The organism is Mesorhizobium sp. M0217, from assembly GCF_040321955.1.
Taxonomy (GTDB): Bacteria; Pseudomonadota; Alphaproteobacteria; order Rhizobiales; family Rhizobiaceae; genus Mesorhizobium.
Window position 1 is genome coordinate 107,795 of the sequence record NZ_JAMYSN010000010.1, and the last position, 23,835, is coordinate 131,629.

The following is a 23,835-nucleotide window of genomic DNA, read 5'->3' on the forward strand; positions in this document are numbered from 1 at the left end:
GGCTGGCGTGCCGGGGTGGCAGATCAATCCCGGCACGCCCCATCCTTGTCATTTCAGAAGGGCCCGCCGTGAACCTCGTCGCGTCTACGACGCAGGACCTCCCATCGGTTCTGTCGTTTAGCAACATAAGCGTCACATTTGGTGGCGTTAGAGCCCTCCAGGATGTCGCCTTCGAGGTTCTCCCGGGTGAAGTGCAATGCATCGCCGGTGAGAACGGCAGCGGCAAGAGCACCCTGATCAAGGTAATCACCGGCGTTTGTCAGCCACTAGCCGGCGCAAACATGTCGATCGCCGGAAAGTCTGTCGACATCATGTCGCCGGCTGCGGCGCGCAGCGCCGGGGTGGAAGTCATCTGGCAGGACCTCGCACTGTTTCCTGAAATGACAGTCGCGGAAAATATCGGGATCAGAACTGTCCTCGGCAACATGCCTCGGCTCGTCGATCATTCGCGCATTCGCGAGGTGGCGCGAGGGCTGTTGGCGCGGCTTGGCGCCGACCTCGATGTCGACGCGCCTCTGCGTAGCTTTGCAATCGCCCAACGTCAGATCGTCGCCATCGCCCGGGCGCTCGCCGGCGATGCGAAGGTTATTTTCATGGACGAGCCCACATCGTCGCTTACTCAATCGGAAACAGACCGGTTGCTCGCGATCGTTCGAACACTCTCGAATGAAGGCATGGCCATCGTCTTCGTCAGCCATCGCCTTGCGGAAGTTCTGGAGATCTCAAGTCGCGTCACCGTTCTGCGCGACGGTAAGGTCGTTGGGGTGTTCCCGACCGCCGGAATGACCCAATCACGCCTCACCGAACTAATGACCGGCAAGACTTTCGACCAAACCGTGAGCACGAGAAACCTTAGTGGATCACCCGTCGTGTTGAAGATCGACCGATTGACCCGCGCAGGCGACTATGACGACGTTTCGCTGACAATACGGCGCGGTGAAACGCTTGGCCTGACCGGGCTACTCGGCGCCGGTCGCACAGAACTCGCGCTTTCGATTTTCGGCATGCTGCGCCCAGACCGCGGCAGCATCGCACTCAACGGGACGGTTCTTCATCTGAACTCCAACCGCGACGCAATCCGCGCGGGTATTGGATATCTCTCCGAAGACCGCTTGTCCCTTGGTCTCATACAAGCTCAGTCCATCGCCGACAACGCCGTTATCCCGGTGCTCGACAAGATCCTTGATCGAGGGCTGATCTCCTCGGAGAAGAAGGACGCGCTCGTCAATCATTGGATCGAGGAATTGGCGATAAAAGTCGGGCGGCAGACCGATGCGATTTCCACGCTCTCGGGCGGCAACCAGCAAAGGGTGGCCATCGCCAAATGGCTGGCGGTCGGCCTGAAACTGATCATTCTTGATTCGCCAACCGTGGGGGTGGACGTTGGCGCGCGGGCCGGCATCTTCGAGATTGTCGCCAAGCTCGCTGCCGAAGGCCTGGCGATTCTGCTGATATCCGATGAAGTGCCGGAGGTCTATTTCAACGCCGACCGCATCCTCCATATGGCCGCGGGCAAGATAGTCGCCGAATACGATCCGCACGCCATCCCGCTCGGCGACCTGGAAGCTGCCGTCTATGCGTAACCGCGGCAAGCTCTTCCGGGCTCATCCCACCGAGACATGGCTCGTTGTGGTTCTTCTCATCATGAGCGCAGGTCTCTCCGTTGCGAGCGACAAATTCTTCACCATTGCCAATCTCTTCAATCTGCTCAACACAAGCTCGACAAATCTGATCTTCGCGGTTGGGCTGCTGGTGGTGTTGATCGCTGGGGGCATCGACATCTCCTTCGCCGTGGCCGCGTCAGTGGTTCAATACGTTGTGGCGCTGGCTCTAGCCCAAATGGGAGGTGGTGATTGGTTCATCGGCCTCACCTTGGCGGCAATCGTCGGGATCGCCCTGGGTGCGGTGAACGCCGGCCTCATCTACTATTTCCAGATCATTTCAATCGTTGTCACCATCGCCACCTTCAATATTTTTTTCGGCCTTCTGATGTTCTTCACGCACGGTGTATCGATCTACAATCTGCCTGCATGGTGGACGCATCGCACTGTGCTTTTCGAGTTCCAACAGGCGAATGGCAATTGGGCCGAGCTAACACTGCCGGTTGCGATCATGGCGGTCTGCGTCGCCGCCACCTGGGGGCTTATCCGGTATACCACCACGGGACGGCAGCTATACGCTTTTGGCGATAACCCGGAGGGCGCCCGTCGCCTCGGTATCAACATCGCGGCGATGCACTTCATTGCCTTCGGCTGGCTTGGTTTGATGGCCGGGATCGCGGGACTTGTGCAGGTGCACTATTCCCAGGAAATCGTGCCCAACGCATTGGTGGGGCGCGAGCTGGACGTGCTGGCAGCTGTTGTCCTTGGCGGTGCCAGGCTGGGTGGCGGGCGCGGCACCGTGCTCGGTTGCATCCTTGGCGTGTTTCTTGTGTCGGTGACGCAAAACGGGCTGAACCTCCTCGGCATCTCTCCCTATGCTTTCAAGATGATCGTCGGGGCGATCATCTTGATTGCCATCACGCTGTCCAACGCGCCGCTCGGGCATATCCTCGCGGGCTTGCGGCAGAGGATGGGTACATGACGCAGCGCGTGCTCGAAACTGGAGCGCTACGGCACGGATTCTTGCGCCGTCTTGCCGGCACGTTGGGCGCCGAGAATATCGGACTTTTGCTGGCATTGATTTTGGTGATTGCATTCTTCGGATCTCTCTCGCCGCGATTCCTGTCCAAAGCTACCTTTGAATCGGTGGCCTTCCAGTTGCCTGAACTTGGACTGCTTACACTCGCGATGTTGATGCCGATCATCTCGGGCGGCATCAATCTCGCCGTGACGTTCACGGCCAATCTCTGCGGCCTCACGCTCGCCTGGGTTCTTCAGGCCAACGGAGGACCGGACGCAAGCATCTATGCCTTTCTACTCGGTTCCGTTCTTGCGGTCGGCGTTGGCACGGCAAGCGGCTTGGTCATGGGCCCGGTGATAGCCTATACCGGCGCGCACCCCATCCTCGTCTCGCTCTCGGTGATGATTTTCCTGCGCGGCCTTGGCGAGTTTCTGACCCGCGGCGCCGATATTTCGGGCTTTCCCGAATTCATCCAGCCCCTGGGCCACGGCAGCATCGTCGGCATTCCTGTCCCGCTGCTGATACTGCTCGGCGCAGTCATCGTCTGGCATGTCTTGATGACCCGAACCAGGCTTGGCTTTTCAAACTATATGGTCGGCTCCAACATCGAGGCGACGCGCTATTCCGGCATCTCGACGCGACGCGTGATCATTCTGATCTACGCGCTGTCTGGCGCCATGTGTGCGTTGGCCGGCATTATCATGATGGCACGATTCAATTCCGTCCGTGTCGGCCATGGCGAGTCCTATGTGCTGATTACGGTGCTTGCCTGCTTCTTGGGCGGGGTGAATCCGTTTGGCGGCTTCGGCAAGGTCGTTTCGGTCTTCCTAGCCCTCATCGTTTTGCAGTTGCTTTCTTCGGGACTGAATCTCTTGGGCGCCAGCCAGCACCTGGCCACAGCCATTTGGGGCATCATGCTGATCGGCGTCATGATCTTGCGGTGGGCTGCCGGGCAGCTCAATTTCATGAGGATAACACGATGAAGGGTTTTGGCGTTCATACGAGCATGTGGACGAGTGGTTGGTCCGTAGAGGGCGCCGAGCACACTGTAGCGGCGGTGAAAAAATACGATCTCGATTTCATTGAAATTTCGCTGGCCGATCCATTTTCTTGCGATGCCGATCACACCCGCAAGCTGCTGGCGGCAAATGGCATGCAGGCGGTGTGCTCGCTAGGGTTGCCCGAATATGCGTGGGCATCGCGCCACCCACAGGAGGCGATTGACTTTCTCAAGGTGGCTATCGACAAGACGGCCGACATCGGAGCCCAGGCGCTATGCGGCGTAATCTATGGCGGCATCGGCGAGCGTACTGGCGTGCCACCTACGCAGGACGAACTTGATAACATTGCAAAAGTGATGACGTCCGCCGCCGCGCAAGCCAAGTCTCGCGGCATCGAACTCGGTGTTGAAGCCGTGAACCGCTACGAGAACCACATCATCAACACCGCGGCTCAGGCGGTGGCACTAATCGAGAGAGTCGGCGCCGACAATATGTTCGTGCACCTTGATACCTATCACATGAACATAGAGGAGAAAGGTATGGGCAACGGTATTATCGTCGCCCGCGATTACCTCAAATATATCCACCTCTCCGAGTCTGATCGCGGCACCCCAGGCGAGGGCAATTGCAATTGGGATGAGACGTTCGCAACGCTGGCCGCGATCGGCTTCAAGGGCGGGCTCGCGATGGAGAGCTTCATCAACATGGATCCGCGTCTGGCGTTTGGCCTCAGCGTGTGGCGTCCGGTGGCCGAGAGTGAAGCGGTTGTAATGGGCAACGGTCTGCCGTTCTTGCGCAACAAGGCACGGCAGTACGGGCTGATCGCATAAGTTACATCGCCATGCGAGATCGAAACTCGGCACATCATGAGCCGACTGCATCGACATTGCGGCGACTGCCTTCGAAGCAGGAGCCGCTTGAGAGGCAATATTGCGGCGTTTTAGATCCCGGCCTTCGGCTGCCCCCCGGGCGCAAGCAGCCAACCGGTCGGCGATCGCAACTGCCGTGAACAACCTATTTCACCGGCTCGGGCATCACAGCCTACCTTCGGCGGTTGCGAGCCGGCCCCGCATCAATTCGCGGCGCTTTCGAAACTCTGTGTATTCCTGGTCGGCCAGTACCCCGATCAGGATCACCGATCCACTCACGGCAAAGTTGAGTGAGGAGGGAATGCCTAGAAGATTGACAAGGTTCTGAAGCACCTGCAGCAAGATCGTTCCAAGCACCACACCAATGATTGAGCCTTCCCCGCCCCGCAACGAGAACCCTCCAAGGACGGCGGCGGCGATCGCGTAGAGCTCGTAGAAATTGCCGTGCGAGCTTGGCAGGATCGAGCGTGTGTACATTGCGAGAAAGATGGATGACAGCGCCGTCAGCCCGGCGCAGATCACATAGGCGCAGATGATAACCCGGCCGGTACGGATTCCCGAAAACCGCGCGGCCTCTTCATTTTTGCCGACGGCGTAGAGGTATAGTCCGAAGGCGGTACGGTGCAGAACGACCAACATCACCGCCGCCAGGACAAGCAGGAAGACAAAAGAATGAGGAATGGGAATGGAGGTAGGCATTGTTGGTAAGAACCGAAACCAGATCGGTGCGACCGGTGGTGAGATATTCCAGATCCTCGAAGCGGGTTTCGTAGGGAAAGCCTGCCGTCGCATCTTGGTGTTGCCCTGCTGCTCGCCGGCATGAAGATCGCCCGCACCATCCTGCGTCAGCCGGCCCTGCAGGCGGTGATCGCCGAGGAGCTGTCGCTGGGCGGGGCCGCCGACCTTTCCGATCAGTCCATAACAGACCACATCCTCGAACACGCCAAAACGGTCTATCACCCCTGCGGCACCTGCCGGATGGGCAGCGATGACCAGGCGGTGGTCGACCCGCAATTGCGCGTGCGCGGCGTGCCGCGCCTACGCATCTGCGACGCCTCGATCATGCCGCGTCTCATCAGCGGCAAAACCAACGCGCCGGTGATCATGATCGCCGACCGCTGCGCCGATTTCATCCTCGGCAGCGCTTAGCGAAAAACGGGCAGCCGAGAGAAATCCAGGCTGTTTTGAGACGGTGTATCTGTCCAGCGCATGCAGCGACTTGTCGCGACCGAAACCGGACAGCTTGACTCCGCCGGGCGGCACGGTGATGTCGGCGCCGCCATACATTGCATAGGTCCTATCAAATCGAGACTGGGACAGCGATGCCAACGCGCTGCTGTTGGCCGCCAGAAAGCTGGTGCGGATACGCCTGGAGAAATTCAGGCGATGCAGGCAGCTTCACCAGACGCAGCAGTTCCAGCAGCATCCATGACGGCGCCGAAGTCGCGCCCGGCTTCCAGATCATCGCTGCGCCGGCCACACGCCCGGCCACTCGGTCTACCTCGCAAACTACGGCAAGGAACATCGCATGATTTCGGCCGACACGATGTATGTGCCAGCGCTGCTGGCGCCGCATCCGGAGTGGCAAGGCAGCTACGACCAGGACGGGCCGATGGCGATCACCACGCGGCACAAGCTGATCGATCGCGTGATTGCCGACAACATCCGGATCTCGGGCGGGGGCTCTCAGAGAGGTTCCTGCTATTGCTGCTGCAGGCCGGTGATCATGGCAATGATCTCGTTCTTATCGGTCTTCGCGGTCTCGCGAATTCCAATCTGCTTGCCACGCCTGAGAACACAGATGCGGTCGGAGAGCTTGAAGACCTGGTCGAGGCTGTGGCTGATGATCAGGATGCCGACATTGCGCTGCTTCAGCGACTGGACGATAGCCTCCACCCGGGCGGTTTCGGCAACGCCCAGCGCCGCCGTCGGCTCATCCAGCAGGATCAGCTTGCTTGCCCAATGCGTGGCGCGCGCGATCGCAACGCCCTGGCGCTGGCCGCCGGAGAGATCGCGGATAGTGGCGTGCGCGGAGGGGATGCGCACGTCCAGTTCCTTCACCAGTTTCTCGGTCTCGTCGATCATGCGGCGGCGGTCGAGCAAACCGAGGCGGTTCAGCGGCTCGCGGCCGAGGAACATGTTCATGTAGACCGTCTGCTGGTCGGCCAGCGCCAGGTCCTGGTAGACGACCTCGATGCCGTGCGCGCGCCCCATGGTGGCATTCGACATCGTCACCGGTTTTCCTTCGATGACGATGGTGCCGGACGAGGGCGGGTGGACCCCCGAGACGATCTTGACCAGCGTCGACTTTCCGGCGCCGTTGTCGCCGACGAGTGCAACGATCTCGCCCGGGAAAACCTCGAGCGAAAAACTCTCGATCGCGGTGATGCCGCCGAAATTCTTGCGAATGTCGTGCAGCTGAAGGATGGGCGCGCTCACCGTCATGTGTTTCTCCTAGACTGGCCAGGCATAGGGTTCACCGAAGCCGTTCTCGATGGTTTCCACTTTCGGATTGTCCGTCGAAATGCCCGACACGCCGACAATATGGGCGCGGGTGACGAAGGCCTGGCCACGGAAGCCGAACACGGCGCTGTCGCCAGGCTTCGGCGCGTTCGCGCCGGCGGCATCGATCATGGCGTAATAGTCGATCGCCGAGGGCGGCGGCACCTCGACGCTGCGCAGTGCCGAGCCTGCCGTTGTCGGTTCAGCCGAGACGATCGCCTTGACGTCGTAGTCGGGGAAGATCGGATCGATGTAGAAGCCGCCGCCAAGGCAATAGGCCTTGCCGCCGGAGAGATGCGAGACCTCGGCGAGATAGAGCACCGCCGGCAGCTCCGGCAAATCTTCCATGACATGCAGCGCGGTGGTGCCATGTAGTCCATTGCCGGGCTCGCACTGCGTCGCGCCGGCCTCGGCGAGTGCCGCCAGCATAACGCTCGACGTGGTGCCCGGCGCGTTGATCTCAATGTCCTTGCGGCCTGCCTTAGCCAGCGCTTCCGCAGCTTTCGCGAGCGTCGCCAGATTGGGGGTCGGCAGCACTTTTCGCGAAGCATGGTCGAACAGCAGAGCAGGGAAAGTGGTGATGCCGGCGAAACGGCCGCCTTCGACGGCATCCAGCCGGTCGGCGACATCGATAATGTCGGCGGCATTGAAACCGCCTTCATGGCCGCGATAGAAGATATCGCCTTCGGCGGCGATGCGGGCCAGCAGATGCTGCACATAGCCGGCCGCCTTGGCGCCTGTTGCCGCTTCCCCAGCCTTGGTATCATTGAACACGGTCCAGTAGTCCGGCTTGAAGGTTTTCGCCGCAGCCGCCGCTTCGAATTTTGCGACCTGCTGGAGATGGCCGAGATGGCCAAGCTTCATGCCTGCCTTGTGGGTGGCGCGGGCGCAAGCCATGTCGACGGCGACCGCGCGGTCAATGCCGCCGCGCATCACAGCCCGGCAGAACGACGAGGAGCGGCCGACCTGCTTGGTCATGGCGAAGATCTTCAGGCCGTTGCGGTTGGCCTCGCTCTTGAGAACCCGCGCATTGGCCTCAACCGTGTCGAGATCGAGCACATAAGCATTGGCCGGCAGCTTACCTTGCTGGTGCAACCGGATAGCTGATTCGATGAAGGCGGGGTTGCGGCGGCGCAAAATGTCGAGAAACATGGATGGCTTCCTTCAGCGGTTCTTTTCGCGCAGCGACACGGCGACTGCGGTCAGGATGATGAGGCCGCGCACGATCATCTGGTCGGAGACCGACAGGCCCATCAGGATCAGGCCGTTGTTGAGCATGCCCATCATCAACGAGCCGACCAGCGCGCCGACCACGGAGCCCTTGCCGCCATTGAGCAGCGTGCCGCCGACGATGACGGCGGCGATGACCGTCATCAGGTCGGTTTCGCCGAGAGTATATTTCGCCGCCTGCAGGCGACCGGCATAGAGCAAGCCGGCAAGACCGGCGAGCCCGCCGCTGATGGTCAGCACGGCGAGCCTGATCCTGGGCACGCTGATGCCCGATACGCTTGCGGCGCGGGCATTGTCGCCGGTCGCCAGCACATGCGCGCCGAAACGGGTTTCGCGGAACACCAGGTGGCCGATGGCCACGGCAATCACCGACCACCAGACGAGTGAGGGGACACCGAGCAGCGAGCCGGAACCGAAGAAGCCGGTGAACGCTTCGTTGGTCACCGAGATCGAGCGAAGGTCTGTCATCGAACGCGAAACGCCGGCGAACAGGCCGAGCGTCGCCAGCGTCACCAGGAAGGAGGGCAGCCTGACATACGCCACCAGCACGCCGTTGATGACGCCGATCAGCAGGCCGGCGCCGAGGCCGGCGACTATCCCTGCCGGCATGCCGTACGCGTTGATGGTGACGGCGGCTGCAAGGGCCGCCACCGCCACGATCGAGCCGATCGACAAATCTATTTCGCCGGCCGACATGACGAAGACCAGGCCGATGGCCATGATCGTCACCGGCGTCGTCTGCAACACGATGTTCGATAAGTTTCGGACGGTGAGGAAGCCGCTGTCCCTCAGCACAATGGCGAAGAACAGGAAGATCGCCAGGAAACCGAGGTAGACGACATATTGCTGCAGATTGAAGCGGCTGGCGAAGCTGCTACCGGCGCTGGTGTTGGCACTGGACATTTTATTCCTCCGGTGGTGAGCGCTTCGCCTCGAGCCTATTTCACCGCGTCCGCGATAGCCGCCGGTACGTCCCTGTTGAGGGACTTCTTCCAACCGTCCTTCACCGTGTCCTTGGTGACGGCGATGGAATCTACGGCATAGAATGGTTCGGCCTTCTTGCCGACCAGAGAACCTGCCGAGGCGCGCGCCAGCGTCACGCCAATGCTGTAGGCCTCGTCGGCGACGAGGGCCGCGATGTTGCCGCCCTTGACCATGTCGAGCGCGGCAGGCTCATTGAGGTCGAGCGTGACAATCTTGGTGTGCGTGTTGCCGGCACCGCGCAAGGCCGAAAGCACGCTCAGCGCCGGTTCGGCCCAGGTGACATAGATGCCGTCCAGGTCCGGATGCTGGGTGATCATCGCCTGGGCGATGTCTTCGCTGCGCGCCGGGTCGGCCATGCCGGCCTCGGCCTCGATCTTCATATCGGGATAGTCCTGCTCGATGGTCTTCTTGAAGGCCTGGTCGCGCTGGTTGGTGACGTAGAAGTCGGCATCGTGGAAGATGTAGCCGACCTTGCCTTTCTTGCCGAGCGCCTCGGCCATGGCGATGCCGGCCTTGTTGCCCATCTGAAAGAGATCGTCGGAGACGATGGTGACATAGTCCCTGCCCTGCTTGTAGCCGGCCGGGGAATTGTCGACGAAGCCGAGCTTGACGCCGGCCTGTCGTGCCGGATCGTAGACCGAAGCTGCAGTCGCCGGATCGACGGGAAGCGACAGGATGATCGACGGCTTTTTGGCCATCACCGTCTCGATATCGGCCTTCTGTCGCGCGGCGTCGAAACCGGCATCGGTCTGCGCCACCACCTCGATGCCGAGGCGCTTGAATTCGTCATGGGCGCCGGCATTGACGGCGTTGGTGTATTCGCTCATCTCGTGCCAGACGAGGGCGGCGGTGAACTTGCCGTCCTTGATCTGCTGCTCTTCGGCTGGCGTCAGCGTAAGACTGCTCGCCGGCACCGGCTTTTCACCATTCGGTCCTGTGGTGACGCCTTCGGCGGCGAAGGCGTGCATGGCTAGCAGGCTCGCCACCGTCGTTATGATTGCAGATGCTATGCGCATGTCCCGATTCCCCTTTTTGTTGTCGAAGAAAAGCTCCGGTGCGGCGGGCCGCGCCGGAGCGAGAGCCTTACTTGAACGCGTCGAGCACCGGCTGCGGCGCGTCGCGGTTGAGCGAGTCCTTCCAGCCCTGCGCGACATTCTCCTTGGTGACGGTCAGGGCCGGGGCGACGACGAAGGCTGGTGTCGGCTGGCCAAGCAGCGACTTCATGCCGGAAGCAGCCATGGCGCGGCCGAGTTCATAGGCCTTGTCGGCGACGAGGGCTGCGACATTGCCGCCCTTGACCATGTCGAGCGCGACCGGCTCGGCGAGGTCGAGCGTGACGATCTTGGTCCTGGCGTTGCCGGCGCCGCGTAGCGCCGACAGCACGCCGTCGGCCGGCTCGGCCCAGGTCACGTAGATGCCGTCGAGATCGGGATGTTGCAAAAGCATCGCGTTGGCCAGTTCCTCGGCGCGGGCCGGGTCGGATATGCCCTGTTCGGCGACGATCTTGATGTCGGGATAGACCTTCTCGATGGTGGTCTTGAAGGCTTGGTCGCGCTGGTTGGTGACGTAGTAGGCAGCGTCGTGGAAAATGTAGCCGACCTTGCCCTTGCCGCCGATCGCCTTGGCCATCGCGTCCGCAGCCTGCTTGCCCATCTGGAATAGATCGTCAGTCACGATCGAAGCGTAGTCGGTGCCCTGCTTGTAGTCCTTGGGCAAGTTGGACAGGAACACCAGCTTGGTGCCGTCCTTGACCGCCTGGCGGAAGGCTTCTGCCGAGGTGACCGGGTCGAGCGGCAGCGCCAAGATGACGTTGGGCTTGGCGGCCAACGCCGTCTCGATGTCGCTGCGCTGGCGGGCGGAGTCGAACTGGGCATCCGTTTTGACCGCAATGGTGATACCGGCGCGGGCGAATTCGTCGGTGGCGCCGGCGGTTACCGCATTGGTGAAATCGGACGAGGTGTGCCAGAGCAAGGCAGCCTTGTAGCCCTTGTCCTTGAGCGCGGCGATGTCGGCATCGCTTAGGATCACCTCGGCGCTCGGCGTGGCGCTCTCGCCCTGCGGGCCGACCGTCTGTGCGAAAGCTGGGTTGGCGGCAAGCATCAATCCGCCGGCAAAGGCGGCGGCGATCAGTGTCTTCATCGGCATGTCAGTTCTCCCATTTTGCTTCGTTGGTGGTTCAGTCGGCCACGCCGCAATAGCGGGCCATGAAGGCGGCGAAGCCGACTATGCCGGCGAAATATTCCTCGACATCCACGTGCTCCTCGAATGTGTGGCAATTCCTGATGTCGCCGGGCGCGCAATAGACGGCAGGAATACCGAGCTGATTGATGATGAAGGGGGACTCCGACCAGAACGGTGCGCCCTCGATGACGCCGCGTCCGCTCATTGCGCCGGCCATCGCGTCGGACAGCATGGCGACTTCCGCCCGCGTTTCGCCGATCTCGGCAGCGGTGCCGCCCAGCCTGTGGTCGCGGCCGGCGGGGTAGGCGAACTCTACCGAAATATCCGGATCGGTGATCGCGCCGCGCACGGCAGCCTCGATCTCGGCGGCGGCGGTGTCGAGGTCTTCGCCAGGCAACAGCTTACGGATCAGCGAGAGCGTGCAGCGCTCGGGAACGGCAATGTAGCCGCCGCCGGCAAGCCCGGTGATAAGCAGGAAGCCGCGCCCGACCAGTTTGTGCTCGGCGCGCGCGGCGACCTCATCCGAATGCTTCCAAAGCGCCGTCATCGCGGCATGGCTTGCACGGAGCGCATCCTTGCCGAGTTCTGGCACACCGAAATAGGCGGATTTGCCGGTAATCGAGATATCGGTGATGAAGAAGCCGATCTGCGCCGCATAAACGGCCAGGCGGGTCGGCTCGACATAGACGCTGAAATCGGGTGCTGTGACCTCGCCGGTCTCGATGCGTCCGACGAAGTGCTTGATCCCGGCGGAAATGCCGGTGCCGGGCTGGCCGCTCTCCTCGTCGCCGATGAAAGCGAAGGCGACGTCGCCCTTGAGGCGAACGCCTGCCTTGTCGAGTAGCGCGAGTGCCGCCAGCGAAGCAGTGATGCCGGCCTTGAGGTCGCCTGAGCCGCGGCCCCAGACAGCACCATCAATGATCGGGGCGGCGAACGGATCCTCACGCTCGGTGCCTGCCCAATGCTCGCGCCAGCCGTCGACATGGACGGTGTCGGTATGGCCCATGAACAGCAGGCGCTTTCCCTGGTCGGCCCCCTTGCGCTCGCCCCAGATGTTGGGCCGCCCGGGAAGAAATTCCGTCCTGGTCAGGCCGCTGAGGTCAAGGTCGCGCATCCTGGCTTCTAGGAAGTCGACGAAGTTGGCTTCGTTGCCGGTGATGCTCTCTCGGCCGATGGCGCGGCGAAACAGCGTTAGTGCGTCGTCGCGGTCGAGCGCTGCCTGCAGGCGGGCGGTAATATCGTGAGTCATATCGCGGCCTCCTTCAGGGCGGCGGCCTGGGCAGGCGGCAGCGAAATCCGGCCATCAGGCGCGTCGACGCCGAACAGCGTGTTGTGCAACTGGCCAAGGCCGATTGCCGCCGCGCCAATGAGGGCTGCGCGTGCGCCGAGTTCGCTCGCCTCGACCCTGACCGGATAGGGGAAGCATAGCGGCAGAAGCGCCTGCACCCTGGACAGGATTTCGGGCCGCAACCCAATCGAGCCGCCGAGGATAAACTTTTCTGGATTGGCGATTGCCGCGATTGCCGCAACGCCTTGCGCCAGATGGCGGGCAGTTTCGTCGAGCACGGTGAGCGCGTCCTTGTCGCCAAGCGCGGCATTCTCGAATATTGCCGGCACCGAGACCTGCCTGCCGGTGAGAGCGTGGTAGCGATCGGTCATGGCGTGGGTGGCCACCGCGCGTTCGAATGCGCCGGTGCGCAGTGATTCCTCGGTGAAGGGATCGGCCCCGATCGGCATGAAACCGATCTCGCCGGCGGCGTGCCCAGCACCCCGCACCAGATGGCCGCCCAGCATCAGCCCGCTGCCGATGCCGGTGCCGAGCGCGATGTAGGCGAGATTGTCGATGCCCTGGCCTTGGCCGAGCCAGTTCTCGCCAAGCACCGCGAGATTGACGTCGTTCTCGATCATCACCGCGACGCCGAGCGCTTCTTCGAAGGCATCCAGCACATTCATTGTGTCGAAGCCGGCAATGTTCGGCGCCATTAAAATGCGGCCGGTGGCCGGGTCAGGAGCGCCAGGCGCGCCGATGACGGCCAGGCGTATCTTCTTGCGCGCGACGTGCTGTCTGGCCGCGGCATCGAAGGCCAGCGCTGCAATCTGATCGACGACGAACTGGCCGCCGCGCGGGTCGGTCGGTGTGGCGGCTTCGGCAAAGATCTGGCAGGCAAGGTCCGTCAGCGCGACCCGCACCTTGGTGCCGCCAAGGTCGACGGCGATGATATAGGCTGCGTCGTGGACCAGTTCGTAGGTGACGGCGGTGCGCCCGACATGGCCGCTGGTGCGGCCGGTTTCCTGGACCCAGCCCTCCTGCTCGAGCCCGCGCATGATTTCGGAGATGGTCTGCTTCGACAGGCCCGTCAGCTTGGCGATTGAGGCGCGGGAGATCGGCCCGCCCTGGACGATCGCTTCCATCACGGAGCGCTGTGAGAACTGACGGGATATGCGCGGCAGGTCAGTCACATTGAACTCCCGTTAATTCGTTCTATGACCGAACTTATTATTCGGAACTGGACCTGTCAATGTATGTTCGCGAGCGGCCGTTTTTGCGCACGCGAACATTGATCCGGAGGCAGGATTCAGGCGCGGTGCTGCCGTTCGGCAGAAGATAAATGCGGTCAGGGAGTGGCTGGATCAGCTTCTTGAATCAATTGGGCGAACAGCTTCGCAGCGCATTGACAAATAACGATCATGCTAGTCTCTGAGGGGCACTGTTTTCTACAGGAGATCAATACAGCGGATGGTTCGCCGGTCCATATCTCTCGTATTCTCTCGTATGGGTCTGTCGAACCATGGGACGATGAACGAGACCAACTATTGGCTTCGAGAATATCGGTGATGTACCGCGGGTCTGCGTCCCAGTGAATGGCTCAAATGGGGCCGGCAGCGGAACGTCCGTTTGCAGTTTGCAAACGTGGATAACTACCATACCGCCTTAACTCGCAAAGACCCGTTTGACGCCAACTGGGCTGGCCCGAAGCCGACCTCTCCGTCCAGCATAGTCCGATCATATTCGGCGCAAGCTGCTCGCTTGAACCGTGGGATAGAATTCCGCCAATCTCGACCCGCCTATGCCTGGGTGGCCCCTGCTCACAATCACGAGCGTAGCGCCATCTTTCCGAATGGCCGGGTGAGGCTGGAGAAATCGCCGCTGAACCTTCTCGACCAGCCATTCTCCGGCTTTGGCAAAAAGCCGGTTCGAAGGCTTTTCCGCCATGTGCCGTTGCCTTTCGCAACGAACGGTCAACCGACTGTGAATAGCACTTGCAGGCACGTGGTTGACAGGCGCCCACCGAACTTGACAAGCAGTCTTGCAGGAACTGCGTCGAGCACTGAACGTTTGACCAAGCGCGGGCATCTCCGCCTTGGCTAAGGACCATCAATGTTCACGTTCATGTTTGCCACCGGCATCGAGAACAGCACCCCCACCATTCGACAAGGCCGGGAGCGCGTCGACGAAATGGAAAAATGCCGCTTCTACGAACGATGGCGCACCGACTTCGAACTGGTCCAGGATCTCGGGGTGCATTTCCTCCGCTACGGACCTCCCATCCACAAAACATGGCTGGGTGACGGACGTTATGATTGGGCATTCGCCGATGAGACCTTCGCGGACCTGAAGGCGAAAGACATTCTTCCGATCGTCGACCTTTGCCATTTTGGCGTGCCGGACTGGATTGGCAACTTCCAGAACCCGGACTTTCCGACACTATTCGAGCACTACGCCAGGGATTTCGCGATGCGCTATCCGTGGATCCAGCTCTTCACCCCAATAAATGAGATGTTCATCTGCGCCACCTTTTCGGCCCGCTGGGGATGGTGGAACGAACAACTGAGCAGCGACACTGCTTTCGTCACCGCCCTCAAGCACATCGTGAAGGCGAACGTGCTTGCCATGCGGGCGATTCTCGAGGTGCGGCCGGACGCCATCTTCATTCAGAGCGAATCCTCGGAATACTTCCACGCCGATTCTCCCGAGGCGGTCGGCAGAGCGGAACGGTTCAACAGCGAGCGTTTCCTGTCGCTTGACCTCAACTACGGTCATGACGTCGACGCGCACACCTATCGCTATCTTCTCGAAAACGGGATGACGGCCGAAGAATACAGTTTCTTCCTGGAAAGCCATCTGCGCAGGCATTGCGTGATGGGCACCGACTATTACCAGACCAACGAACATCGGGTTTGGGCAGACGGAACGACGTCCGGGTCCGGCGAGGTGTTTGGCTATGACGAGATCACGCGGCAGTACTTCAACCGCTACCGGCTTCCCGTAATGCATACGGAGACCAACATCAGCGAAGGCCCCAATGGAGACGAGGCCGTCTATTGGCTGTGGAAAGAGTGGGCCAACGTGCTGCGGATCCGCAACGATGGCATCCCCATCGTAGGCTTCACCTGGTACTCGCTGACGGATCAGGTGGACTGGGACAGTGCGCTTCGGGAGAACAACGGACGGATCAATCCGCTCGGCCTCTATGACCTCGACCGAAATCCGAGGGCGGTGGGGCGCGCTTTCAAGGCGCTGATCGCGAACTGGAACAAGCTGTTGGCCACACAAAGTGTCTGCCTTGCTTTGCCGGTCTTTCTTCCCTCACAGCAAGACGATGCCATTGTTCGCGCGCAACAGGATTATGCGCGCAGCCTGCTGAGCGTGGATCGGGTCGCTGAAGGCTGGACTGAACCACTTGCTGCTCCCCAGAAAGAGGTCGAACCCGATGCGCCTGGATAACAAGACTGCATTGTAACCGGTGCTGCAAGCGGCATTGGACTGGCCATCGCCATGCGGTTGGGCACCGAAGGTGCACGGGTGAGCCGACGTGGGTGGAGGCAAGGTCGAGAAGGCGCGCATCGGTTCAACAAGGGGCGCGCCGGGGAGGCCGCTATCACGGTGCTGTCGACTTGCGCTCACGCGTTCGGCAGGTTGGTGATAATCGTCAACAACGCGCCGGCCTGATAATCTTTAACCATTGAGGCATTCACTAGCGCGGTCTGGCTGAAGGTGCTGAGCGTCGACCTGCTGGGCGCAATTTATTTCGCCCGAAAGGCATTCGCTCATATGACATCTGGCGGCGTCATCGTAAACGTATTGAGTGTGCGCGGTCGAGACGAGCTCCGCATGTCAAGCTATACGCTGCGGCAAAGGCCACCCTCCTGTCTCTAACCGAGACGCGACGGATATTGCACCTTGGCCGACTGGGCATGACTCCGGACGATTACCGAACCAAATGGAACCTGCCTCGCAATTACCCGATGGTGGCACCCAACCATTCGGGAAGCGCTCTGCATATCGCCTATAACACCCCAGTGGGCGGACAGCTCTCGCCTGAGGCGTCAGTCGTCCTTGAGGCGCTCCGGCATCGTATTGGAGACCCAAGGCTGGTGCACAAGGATCATGACATTGAATTCCACTCTTTACAGGAACAAGTGCCTTTCCTCGGGATTAGGATTCGACGCCGCAACGGCGTCGAACCCCAAAGGAGACTCACATGAAACGTAAGATTTTGACAGCTACAGCGATCTCTCTCTGTCTCGCCACCGCGGCCTTGGCGCAGTCGTCGGGAACATCCAGCGGCACGAACGGAACGTCCGGCTCATCGGCCGGGTCGGGTATGAGCTCTACGTCCGGCTCCGGCCAAAGCGGTATCCCGAGCGGCTGGGACAGCAAGCTCTCCGGCTCATTCTTCAGCGACGCCAATTCGGGAAGACTTCTGTCGCAGGATGAGATCCGCAAGAACTGGTCGTCCCTGAGCTCTGAACAGCAGGCACAGGTTCGCTCCGACTGCTCGAGAATGACGGCCAGTAACGGCACTGGCTCTGGCACAATGACCGGCACGTCAGGTAGCTCGGCTTCGACCGGCAGTGATACAACGGCGAGTATCGGCACCGGCTCTGGCACAGCCACCGGCACTTCAGGCAGCTCTGGTTCGACCGGCAGTAACACCACGGCCAGCAACAGCACTGGTTCGGGTACAACCACCGGCACGTCGGGATCCTCGAATACAGCTGGCGATACGACCGCCAGCACCAGCACGGGTTCGGGCGCGAACTCGGCTGCTCAAATGGCTTCGATGCGGCAACTCTGCACTCAGGTTCAAGGGATGTGAGTGAATGCGGCGCTCCGGGCCGGCTTGGCCGGAATAAGAAGAGGCCTTGAAGGCCCGGGCATCGCTTTGGTTTGGTAGCCATTTCGGCGCTGAAGTCGGCCGGAGATCGGGGTGACAACTCGGCGCTTGTCGCGCTGCCTTTCTATCGCCGGCGACCGTCCCTCGCCAATAGCGCGCTTCGCGTCGAGACACTTCTCCCGGCTGAGGCAAGCGAGATTCCGTCCCGTCCATACCTGCCAAGATAGACCGTCTCGGGGCCTCCGTTGAGCCTGTAATCCAGCCGAAAGGAGATCGCGCCACTAGGCATGACGCGAACATACATGCCGTCGCGGTCCGCAATCTTGTAGAATTTCTCTTTTGGTTCAGGGCTTTAAGGGCGACGTCCGTCAGCATTCCCCGCTACCTCCTGAAAAGTACCGTCAGTACAATTTCGAGGCTCTTCGGCAGAAATTTTGTTTTATCTTCAATTCCTTAAGGCATAAAAAAATACCGTCAGAGCCTCATTGGATCTGACGGTACTTCGAAAAATCTGAGCTACCAATATGCGGAAGGTCCGTCAGCCGGTCCGTCAATCCAATCTCTGCGCACCGATTGTCGCCGAATGGGTTTATATGTGTTGTCAAATAGTTATGGCGTACAATGGCGTGTTTTCGGCGGCGTTTGAGTGGGCCTGAATCATTCCCACTCGATGGTGCCTGGCGGCTTTGACGTCACGTCGTAGACGACGCGGTTGATGCCGCGGACTTCGTTGATGATGCGGGTGGCCGCCGCGCCGAGGAAAGCCATGTCGTAGTGGTAGAAGTCGGCGGTCATGCCGTCGACGGACGTCACGGCGCGCAGGGCGCAGACGAATTCGTAGGTGCGGCCGTCGCCCATCACACCGACGGTCTGCACCGGAAGCAGCACGGCGAAAGCCTGCCAGATGGCGTCGTAGAGGCCGGCCTTGCGGATCTCGTCGAGATAGATGGCGTCGGCCTCGCGCAGGATTTCGAGCTTTTCGCGGGTGATACCGCCGGGGCAGCGGATGGCAAGGCCTGGTCCGGGGAACGGATGGCGGCCAATAAAACTTTCGGGCAGGCCGAGTTCCTTGCCCAGTGCCCTCACCTCGTCCTTGAACAGTTCGCGCAGCGGCTCGACCAGCTGCATGTTCATGCGCGCCGGCAGGCCGCCGACATTGTGGTGCGACTTGATGGTCACCGACGGGCCGCCGGTGAAGGAGACGCTCTCGATGACGTCGGGATAGAGCGTGCCTTGCGCCAGGAAATCGGCGCCGCCGAGTTTCTTGGCCTCTTCCTCGAACACTTCGATGAACAGCCGGCCGATGGTCTTGCGCTTCTTCTCGGGGTCGGACTCGCCTTCCAGCGCCGAGATGAATTTTTCCGACGCGTCGACCAGGATCAGCGGCAGATTGTAGTGCTGGCGGAACATCGCCACGACGCCGGCCGCCTCGTCCTTGCGCATAAGGCCATGGTCGACAAGAATGCAGGTCAGCTGGTCGCCTACCGCTTCGTGGATCAGCAAGGCAGCGACCGATGAATCCACGCCGCCCGACAGCGCGCAGATCACCTTGCCCCTGCCGACCTGTTTGCGAATGGTCTCGACCGCGTGCTCACGATAGGCGCGCATCGTCCAGTCGCCTTCGATGCCGGCGATGTTGTGCACGAAGTTTCTCAGCAGCCTGGCGCCATCCGGCGTATGCACCACTTCGGGGTGGAACATGATGCCGTACATCTTGCGCGCGACATTGCCGAAGATGGCGAAGGGCGAGCCTTCCGACTTGCCGAAGACTTCGAACCCCTTGGGCAGCGAGATGACGCGGTCGCCATGGCTCATCCACACCTGGTGACGCTGGCCGGGCGCCCACAGGCCCTCGAACAGCGGGCTGTCCTTTTCGATCTCGACGAAGGCGCGGCCGAATTCGCGATGGTTCGAGCTTTCGGCGACGCCGCCCATCTGCACGCACATGGCCATCTGGCCGTAGCAGATACCGAGCACCGGCACGCCGGCATCGAAGACGATCTGCGGAGCGCGCGGGCTGCCGATGTCCGATGTCGAGGCGGGACCGCCCGACAGGATCACGGCTTTTGGATTGATACGCTTGAAGGCAGCTTCGGCCGATTGAAACGGCACGATCTCGGAAAACACGCCGGCCTCGCGGATGCGGCGGGCGATGAGCTGCGTAAACTGACTGCCGAAATCGACAATCAGGACTGTATCGGGATGATTGGCTGTCGTCATGGCGAGCCTTTAGAGAAAGAAACGAGTCGGCGCAATGGGGTGCGTAGCCCGACTTTCAGAGCGCTGCCGGCTCTTGCCCAGGCTGCTCCTTGTGTAGCGTGCCGGAGCCGATGGCCTGTTCGAGGCGCACGACCGCATCCGCCAGCTTCTCGTCGATGACATGCAGATATTCGGTCCAGTCTCCAACGTGGCGCAGATCGGCTGCACCGTCTGAAATGCCGCGCAGGCCGATAAGCGGGATATCGAACAACTGGCAGGCGCGCAGGCAGGCGAAGGTTTCCATGTCGACCATATCGGCGGCGATGGCGTCGTAGGCGGCGCCGGTGATGATGGCGCCGCCGGTCGACAGGCTGGCTTCTTTCATGCCCGGTATCCTGAATGATAGCGGGACGGTCACCGGCAGGTCGAGGAACGGCGTCGCGCCTTTTTCGAAGCCTAGCGGCGAAGCGTCGATGTCGCGATAGCTGACCGAGACCGCCTGGTAGATTTCCGTCTGCTCTAGTGTGCGGCTGCCGGCGGAGCCGAGCGAGACGACGAGATCGGGCAACGCCTTCTCGGATTTCAGCCATGACAGTTCGGCGCCGAGCCGCACACCTGCCTCTACCGGGCCGACGCCCGTCATCAGCGGCGTGAACAGTTTTTGCAGATGCGGACCGTACTCGGCCTGCGCCGCCATGACGAAGAGGACGTCCTTGCCACCAATTCGCGTAATTTTGGCCATCAGCCTGCTATCCCGTCACGGCCAACCACCGTCATCATCGTGCCGGTCATGGTCGCGATCAGCTTGGCCTCGCCATCGGCGGCAAAGGCGTAGGCCTGGCCGTCGGCGACGATGATGGTGCGGCCGGGCTTGGTCACCGAGCCGCGGAACAGGAAGCGTTCGCCCCGGCCGGGCGCCAGGAGGTTGACCTTGAACTCGATGGTCAGCACGCCGGAATTTTCCGGCATCAGCGAGAACGCGGCGTAGCCGCAAGCCGAGTCCAGTGCGGTCGAAATCACGCCGGCATGCAGGAAACCATGCTGCTGCGTGAGTGCGGCCGAATAGGGCATTTCGATCTCGATGATGCCCGGCGTCACAAGCGTCAGTTCGGCGCCGATGGTCGCCATCGCCTGCTGGCGCGCGAACGACGCCCTGACGCGGTCCTCATAATCGGGTGCGGGTACGATCTTTGCTGCCATGGCCATCGCCCTGATTTATCTGCAAAGCTTATCGCAGACGCCTGAACGCCACGCAAATGCTTTTGCTGCACTGCAGCAAAGCACTCAGTTCAACAGGAGCAGCGACGCGTTGAGCAAGGTGGCGAAGGCTACCCACGCGGCATAGGGCGCAAACAGCCAGCCGGAAACCCGGTCGCGGTTCCACACCGTGGCTATGAACAGCGCAATGCTGGCGAGAAGAGCCAGGATCACGACCAGTGCCGGCCCCATCTGTTTGGCGCCGAAGAAAGTCGGCGACCACGCGAAGTTCAGAACAAGCTGGAGGGCCCAGATCTTCATCGCGGCGGCTGCTCGTTCCCGCTCCCATGTCCGCCAGCCGGCCACGGCGATCAGCACATAGAGGAGCGTCCAGGCCGGCGCGAAGACCCAGTTGGGCGGGTTGAAGGGCGGCTTGGCGAGCGAGGCATACCATTCACCCGGCAGCGTCGCATAGCCGATCAACAGGCCGCCGCCGAGCACCAGAAGGAGGAAAAGCAGAAGCGACACATATCTTTGCAAGAATTCTACCCCGTCTGGCGGCCGACGCCGCGCATCTGCAACTGGCGCTATGTCAGCCTGTCAATCGCAGCGTCAATTCGCCCGACGCAGCGCACAGAAATGGAACCCGTCGGTGCCGCTCAGAGCCGGCGACAGCGAGATATCGCTTGTCTTGCCGATCCGGGCGGCCGCTGCGTGACCGGGGAAGCTGGCATCCCAGAGCGCGCGATGATCGACCGGGACGAAGCCCTTGTGCCGTTCGCGAAAGGCGGCGACCTGCTCGCCATTCTCCTCGTCGAACACCGAACAGGTGATGTAGACCAGCAGGCCGCCCGGTTTGACATAGGCATTCGCCGCATCAAGGATCGCCGACTGCTCGCCCTTGCGGGCATCGAGCTGTCTTTGCGTCAGCCGCCATTTGGCGTCTGGACGGCGCCGCCAGGTGCCGCTGCCGGTGCAGGGCGCATCGACCAGCACGATGTCCATGTGGCCTGCGAGGGGGCTGAGCTCAGCCGGCTTGGTGACAACCTGGACGTTGCGGTTTTCCGAACGGCGGATGCGGTCGAAGATCGGCGCCAGCCGCGCCTTTTCGGCATCATGGGCGAAGACCTGGCCTTTGTTGGCCATCGCCGCAGATAGCGCCAGCGTCTTGCCGCCGGCGCCGGCGCAGAAATCGAGCACCTGCATCCCGGCTTGCGCGCCGGCAAGGGTTGCAACGATCTGCGAACCCTCGTCCTGAACCTCGAACCAGCCCTTTTGGAAAGCCGGCTCGGCCTGTACGTTGGGGTGCCGGCCGTCGCCGCCGATGGGCGGGATGCGAATGCCTTGCGGCGCAATAGCAGCCGGTTTGGCGCCGGTGTCGGCGAGTTCCGCCAGCACTTTGGCGCGGTCGGACTGCAGCGTGTTGACCCTGATGTCGAGCGGCGGGCGGGTCGCCAAAGCCGCCCCTTCCGCAACCCAGTCTGCGCCAAAGGCTCGTTCGAACAACGGCGCGCACCAGTCGGGTACGTCCGCCCGCACCGCCTCCGGCGCGTCTTCAGGCCGGCGCTCGGCCAGCGCCTGCAACTCGGCGGCGCTGAGCAACGGTGGCGCGAACTTGTCGCCCTCGAGCGCATCGTTGAGCGACTGCGGCGTCTGGCCCCATTCGATGAGCAGCGCGCCGAAGCCGATGGCGCGGGGCGTGTCTTCACCCAAAAGCCAGCCGGCGGAACGTTTGTGGCGCAGCGCGTCGTAGACGATGTTGCCGATCGCCGCGCGGTCGCCGCCGCCCGCAAAGCGATGCGACAGGCCCCAATCTTTCAGCGCATCGGCCACCGGCCGGTGGCGCCGGCCAATGTCGTCCAGCACTTCAATGGCTGCCGCCAGCCGTCCGCCCAGTCGCATTCGTCATTCCATCTATCGAGCACAGTATCTTTCGGCCTGCTCTTAGAGCGTTTCTCGTCGAGATTGAACCCCGCTTGAATTTCGCGGCGACGAGGCCTTCCGCTCGCGGCCGACGATTTTCCCCGCCGGCAAATGTCTGCACGCCGGCGATAACAAATCTCAAATATATGCAAGGTCTCTAATGTTGGTAACTGGCCGCCGTAAGCACGATCTGTGGCGCAATTGCTCTACTTTCCAAGCTTTTGCGTTGGGAATACTCTTTGCGCCATGATTCGCGGCGCGGAAAAGCGGACCGACGGATCGATGCGAGGAGAGGGCAATGAAAACGTATCTTGCGGAAGTTCTAGGGACATTTCTATTGGTGTTTATCGGCACGGCGTCGGTGGCGACGGGTGGCTTTCTCGCCGACTTGCCGCTGGGCCAGGAAGCCATCGGCCTGGCGTTCGGCATCGGCCTGATTGCGGCGGCTTACGCGGTGGGTCCCATCTCAGGCGCACATCTCAACCCGGCCGTCACGCTCGGCGTCTTCCTTGCCGGCCGGCTGCCGGCCAAGGGTGTGATTCCTTACTGGATCGCGCAGATCATCGGCGCCATTCTGGCCTCGCTGGCGCTGTGGATCATCGTCTCCGGCCAGACCGGCGGGCACACCACCGGTTTCGGCGCCAATGGCTGGGACGTGGCGAAATGGGGGACGAGTTCGGCCTTCCTATGGGAGCTGATCGGCACCTTCACCTTCGTCACCGTCATCCTCGGCGTCACCGCCGAGAAGCACTCGACGGCGTTCGCCGGCCTGGTCATCGGCCTGACGCTGGCCGGACTGCACTTCGCAATGATCCCGGTGACCGGCACCTCGCTCAATCCGGCGCGTTCGATCGGCCCGGCGCTGTTTACCGGCGGCGCAGCCCTCAGCCAGCTCTGGCTGTTCATCGTTGCGCCGCTGATCGGCGGCGCAATCGCTGGCGTCGTCGCCAAGGCACGCATCTTCGAAAAGGACTGATTTCGAAGCCTGCGAAAACGAAGGGCGCGGGC

General features: G+C 61.6%; 23 protein-coding genes and 2 pseudogenes. 9 read left to right on the forward strand and 16 right to left on the reverse strand.

Annotation, left to right across the window (positions count from 1 at the left end; translation table 11 throughout):
- Positions 1-68: 68 nt before the first annotated feature.
- From NKJ18_RS17805 to NKJ18_RS17820, 4 genes are read left to right on the forward strand one after another with little or no spacing between them, the layout of a single operon-like run.
- Positions 69-1,583 (forward strand): sugar ABC transporter ATP-binding protein, encoded by a 1,515-nt coding sequence (locus NKJ18_RS17805; protein WP_023704356.1) that lies wholly within the window; start codon positions 69-71, stop codon positions 1,581-1,583.
- Positions 1,576-2,583, forward strand: coding sequence for an ABC transporter permease (locus tag NKJ18_RS17810; RefSeq protein ID WP_023681803.1), 1,008 nt, complete (start codon positions 1,576-1,578; stop codon positions 2,581-2,583). Before NKJ18_RS17805 ends, NKJ18_RS17810 begins: the two co-directional genes overlap by 8 nt.
- On the forward strand, positions 2,580-3,605 hold the full coding sequence (locus tag NKJ18_RS17815) for an ABC transporter permease (protein ID WP_023667740.1): 1,026 nt from the start codon (positions 2,580-2,582) through the stop codon (positions 3,603-3,605). The genes NKJ18_RS17810 and NKJ18_RS17815 overlap by 4 nt, the downstream gene beginning before the upstream one ends.
- Positions 3,602-4,453, forward strand: a complete 852-nt coding sequence (locus NKJ18_RS17820; RefSeq protein WP_023704358.1) for a sugar phosphate isomerase/epimerase family protein — start codon at positions 3,602-3,604, stop codon at positions 4,451-4,453. Before NKJ18_RS17815 ends, NKJ18_RS17820 begins: the two co-directional genes overlap by 4 nt.
- Before the next feature lie 204 nt (positions 4,454-4,657).
- Here NKJ18_RS17820 and NKJ18_RS17825 read toward each other — a convergent pair whose 3' ends face one another.
- The gene (locus tag NKJ18_RS17825) at positions 4,658-5,191 is read right to left on the reverse strand and encodes an ABC transporter permease (RefSeq protein ID WP_502882089.1); all 534 of its coding nucleotides are present in this window, start codon (positions 5,189-5,191) and stop codon (positions 4,658-4,660) included.
- A gap of 120 nt (positions 5,192-5,311) precedes the next feature.
- Between NKJ18_RS17825 and NKJ18_RS17830 the strand changes: the two genes are divergently transcribed.
- On the forward strand, positions 5,312-5,641 hold the full coding sequence (locus NKJ18_RS17830; RefSeq protein ID WP_023740511.1) for a GMC oxidoreductase: 330 nt from the start codon (positions 5,312-5,314) through the stop codon (positions 5,639-5,641).
- Between the two features lie 151 nt (positions 5,642-5,792).
- Here NKJ18_RS17830 and NKJ18_RS17835 read toward each other — a convergent pair whose 3' ends face one another.
- Positions 5,793-5,957: a hypothetical protein gene (locus NKJ18_RS17835; protein ID WP_155922419.1), complete on the reverse strand. Its 165-nt coding sequence runs from the start codon at positions 5,955-5,957 to the stop codon at positions 5,793-5,795.
- On the opposite strand from NKJ18_RS17835, the pseudogene NKJ18_RS17840 reads away from it, so the two are divergent.
- Positions 5,917-6,170, forward strand: a pseudogene (locus NKJ18_RS17840) (MBL fold metallo-hydrolase); the annotation flags it as partial. The gene NKJ18_RS17835 and the pseudogene NKJ18_RS17840 sit on opposite strands and share 41 nt — an antisense overlap.
- A 23-nt stretch (positions 6,171-6,193) precedes the next feature.
- Here NKJ18_RS17840 and NKJ18_RS17845 read toward each other — a convergent pair.
- The 7 genes from NKJ18_RS17845 to NKJ18_RS17875 form a co-directional block, all read right to left on the reverse strand.
- Positions 6,194-6,937, reverse strand: a complete 744-nt coding sequence (locus NKJ18_RS17845) for an ATP-binding cassette domain-containing protein (RefSeq protein WP_023686849.1) — start codon at positions 6,935-6,937, stop codon at positions 6,194-6,196.
- 9 nt (positions 6,938-6,946) lie between these two features.
- Positions 6,947-8,146, reverse strand: a complete 1,200-nt coding sequence (locus NKJ18_RS17850; protein ID WP_023818638.1) for an alanine racemase — start codon at positions 8,144-8,146, stop codon at positions 6,947-6,949.
- Positions 8,147-8,158: 12 nt separating this feature from the next.
- The gene (locus tag NKJ18_RS17855; protein WP_023686847.1) at positions 8,159-9,127 is read right to left on the reverse strand and encodes an ABC transporter permease; all 969 of its coding nucleotides are present in this window, start codon (positions 9,125-9,127) and stop codon (positions 8,159-8,161) included.
- Between the two features lie 35 nt (positions 9,128-9,162).
- Complete coding sequence (locus NKJ18_RS17860) at positions 9,163-10,224, reverse strand: substrate-binding domain-containing protein (protein WP_023735717.1); 1,062 nt, start codon at positions 10,222-10,224, stop codon at positions 9,163-9,165.
- A gap of 67 nt (positions 10,225-10,291) precedes the next feature.
- Positions 10,292-11,353: a substrate-binding domain-containing protein gene (locus tag NKJ18_RS17865; RefSeq protein ID WP_031249128.1), complete on the reverse strand. Its 1,062-nt coding sequence runs from the start codon at positions 11,351-11,353 to the stop codon at positions 10,292-10,294.
- Between the two features lie 31 nt (positions 11,354-11,384).
- Positions 11,385-12,638 carry a M20 family metallopeptidase gene (locus tag NKJ18_RS17870; protein WP_023667730.1) on the reverse strand — a complete coding sequence of 418 codons (1,254 nt, stop codon included), beginning with the start codon at positions 12,636-12,638 and terminating at the stop codon, positions 11,385-11,387.
- Positions 12,635-13,849, reverse strand: a complete 1,215-nt coding sequence (locus NKJ18_RS17875) for an ROK family transcriptional regulator (RefSeq protein WP_023681814.1) — start codon at positions 13,847-13,849, stop codon at positions 12,635-12,637. Before NKJ18_RS17875 ends, NKJ18_RS17870 begins: the two co-directional genes overlap by 4 nt.
- A 919-nt stretch (positions 13,850-14,768) precedes the next feature.
- On the opposite strand from NKJ18_RS17875, the gene NKJ18_RS17880 reads away from it, so the two are divergent.
- Positions 14,769-16,115 (forward strand): family 1 glycosylhydrolase, encoded by a 1,347-nt coding sequence (locus tag NKJ18_RS17880; protein ID WP_023667728.1) that lies wholly within the window; start codon positions 14,769-14,771, stop codon positions 16,113-16,115.
- Between the two features lie 470 nt (positions 16,116-16,585).
- On the forward strand, positions 16,586-16,876 hold the full coding sequence (locus tag NKJ18_RS17885; RefSeq protein WP_502896302.1) for a MucR family transcriptional regulator: 291 nt from the start codon (positions 16,586-16,588) through the stop codon (positions 16,874-16,876).
- On the opposite strand, the gene NKJ18_RS17890 is transcribed toward NKJ18_RS17885, so the two are convergent.
- From NKJ18_RS17890 to NKJ18_RS17920, 7 genes and pseudogenes are all read right to left on the reverse strand, one after another.
- Positions 16,869-17,411, reverse strand: coding sequence for a protein TonB (locus NKJ18_RS17890; RefSeq protein ID WP_352519028.1), 543 nt, complete (start codon positions 17,409-17,411; stop codon positions 16,869-16,871). The genes NKJ18_RS17885 and NKJ18_RS17890 overlap by 8 nt on opposite strands.
- A 195-nt stretch (positions 17,412-17,606) precedes the next feature.
- Positions 17,607-17,883, reverse strand: a pseudogene (locus NKJ18_RS17895) (Arm DNA-binding domain-containing protein); the annotation flags it as partial.
- A gap of 282 nt (positions 17,884-18,165) precedes the next feature.
- Positions 18,166-19,728 (reverse strand): glutamine-hydrolyzing GMP synthase, encoded by a 1,563-nt coding sequence (guaA, locus tag NKJ18_RS17900; RefSeq protein WP_023692332.1) that lies wholly within the window; start codon positions 19,726-19,728, stop codon positions 18,166-18,168.
- Positions 19,729-19,783: 55 nt separating this feature from the next.
- Positions 19,784-20,449: a 5'-methylthioadenosine/S-adenosylhomocysteine nucleosidase gene (locus tag NKJ18_RS17905; RefSeq protein WP_023807579.1), complete on the reverse strand. Its 666-nt coding sequence runs from the start codon at positions 20,447-20,449 to the stop codon at positions 19,784-19,786.
- Positions 20,449-20,907, reverse strand: coding sequence for a PaaI family thioesterase (locus NKJ18_RS17910; protein WP_023686843.1), 459 nt, complete (start codon positions 20,905-20,907; stop codon positions 20,449-20,451). Before NKJ18_RS17910 ends, NKJ18_RS17905 begins: the two co-directional genes overlap by 1 nt.
- An 84-nt stretch (positions 20,908-20,991) precedes the next feature.
- Positions 20,992-21,444, reverse strand: a complete 453-nt coding sequence (locus tag NKJ18_RS17915) for a TspO/MBR family protein (RefSeq protein ID WP_023704461.1) — start codon at positions 21,442-21,444, stop codon at positions 20,992-20,994.
- 72 nt (positions 21,445-21,516) lie between these two features.
- The gene (locus NKJ18_RS17920; protein ID WP_352759031.1) at positions 21,517-22,806 is read right to left on the reverse strand and encodes an RsmB/NOP family class I SAM-dependent RNA methyltransferase; all 1,290 of its coding nucleotides are present in this window, start codon (positions 22,804-22,806) and stop codon (positions 21,517-21,519) included.
- A gap of 319 nt (positions 22,807-23,125) precedes the next feature.
- Here NKJ18_RS17920 and NKJ18_RS17925 point away from each other — a divergent pair, with 319 nt between their 5' ends.
- Complete coding sequence (locus NKJ18_RS17925) at positions 23,126-23,803, forward strand: MIP family channel protein (RefSeq protein ID WP_023751746.1); 678 nt, start codon at positions 23,126-23,128, stop codon at positions 23,801-23,803.
- The last annotated feature ends 32 nt before the right edge of the window (positions 23,804-23,835 follow it).

Excerpts from the sequence above, each read along its gene's own strand:
- NKJ18_RS17810 (WP_023681803.1), top strand. The coding sequence starts at position 1,576 with ATGCGTAACCGCGGCAAGCTCTTCCGGGCTCATCCCACCGAGACATGG.
- NKJ18_RS17815 (WP_023667740.1), top strand. The coding sequence starts at position 2,580 with ATGACGCAGCGCGTGCTCGAAACTGGAGCGCTACGGCACGGATTCTTG.
- NKJ18_RS17820 (WP_023704358.1), top strand. The coding sequence starts at position 3,602 with ATGAAGGGTTTTGGCGTTCATACGAGCATGTGGACGAGTGGTTGGTCC.
- NKJ18_RS17825 (WP_502882089.1), bottom strand. The coding sequence starts at position 5,191 with ATGCCTACCTCCATTCCCATTCCTCATTCTTTTGTCTTCCTGCTTGTC.
- NKJ18_RS17830 (WP_023740511.1), top strand. The coding sequence starts at position 5,312 with ATGAAGATCGCCCGCACCATCCTGCGTCAGCCGGCCCTGCAGGCGGTG.
- NKJ18_RS17835 (WP_155922419.1), bottom strand. The coding sequence starts at position 5,957 with ATGATCTGGAAGCCGGGCGCGACTTCGGCGCCGTCATGGATGCTGCTG.
- NKJ18_RS17845 (WP_023686849.1), bottom strand. The coding sequence starts at position 6,937 with ATGACGGTGAGCGCGCCCATCCTTCAGCTGCACGACATTCGCAAGAAT.
- NKJ18_RS17850 (WP_023818638.1), bottom strand. The coding sequence starts at position 8,146 with ATGTTTCTCGACATTTTGCGCCGCCGCAACCCCGCCTTCATCGAATCA.
- NKJ18_RS17855 (WP_023686847.1), bottom strand. The coding sequence starts at position 9,127 with ATGTCCAGTGCCAACACCAGCGCCGGTAGCAGCTTCGCCAGCCGCTTC.
- NKJ18_RS17860 (WP_023735717.1), bottom strand. The coding sequence starts at position 10,224 with ATGCGCATAGCATCTGCAATCATAACGACGGTGGCGAGCCTGCTAGCC.
- NKJ18_RS17865 (WP_031249128.1), bottom strand. The coding sequence starts at position 11,353 with ATGCCGATGAAGACACTGATCGCCGCCGCCTTTGCCGGCGGATTGATG.
- NKJ18_RS17870 (WP_023667730.1), bottom strand. The coding sequence starts at position 12,638 with ATGACTCACGATATTACCGCCCGCCTGCAGGCAGCGCTCGACCGCGAC.
- NKJ18_RS17880 (WP_023667728.1), top strand. The coding sequence starts at position 14,769 with ATGTTCACGTTCATGTTTGCCACCGGCATCGAGAACAGCACCCCCACC.
- NKJ18_RS17885 (WP_502896302.1), top strand. The coding sequence starts at position 16,586 with ATGACTCCGGACGATTACCGAACCAAATGGAACCTGCCTCGCAATTAC.
- guaA (WP_023692332.1), bottom strand. The coding sequence starts at position 19,728 with ATGACGACAGCCAATCATCCCGATACAGTCCTGATTGTCGATTTCGGC.
- NKJ18_RS17905 (WP_023807579.1), bottom strand. The coding sequence starts at position 20,449 with ATGGCCAAAATTACGCGAATTGGTGGCAAGGACGTCCTCTTCGTCATG.
- NKJ18_RS17910 (WP_023686843.1), bottom strand. The coding sequence starts at position 20,907 with ATGGCAGCAAAGATCGTACCCGCACCCGATTATGAGGACCGCGTCAGG.
- NKJ18_RS17920 (WP_352759031.1), bottom strand. The coding sequence starts at position 22,806 with ATGCGACTGGGCGGACGGCTGGCGGCAGCCATTGAAGTGCTGGACGAC.
- NKJ18_RS17925 (WP_023751746.1), top strand. The coding sequence starts at position 23,126 with ATGAAAACGTATCTTGCGGAAGTTCTAGGGACATTTCTATTGGTGTTT.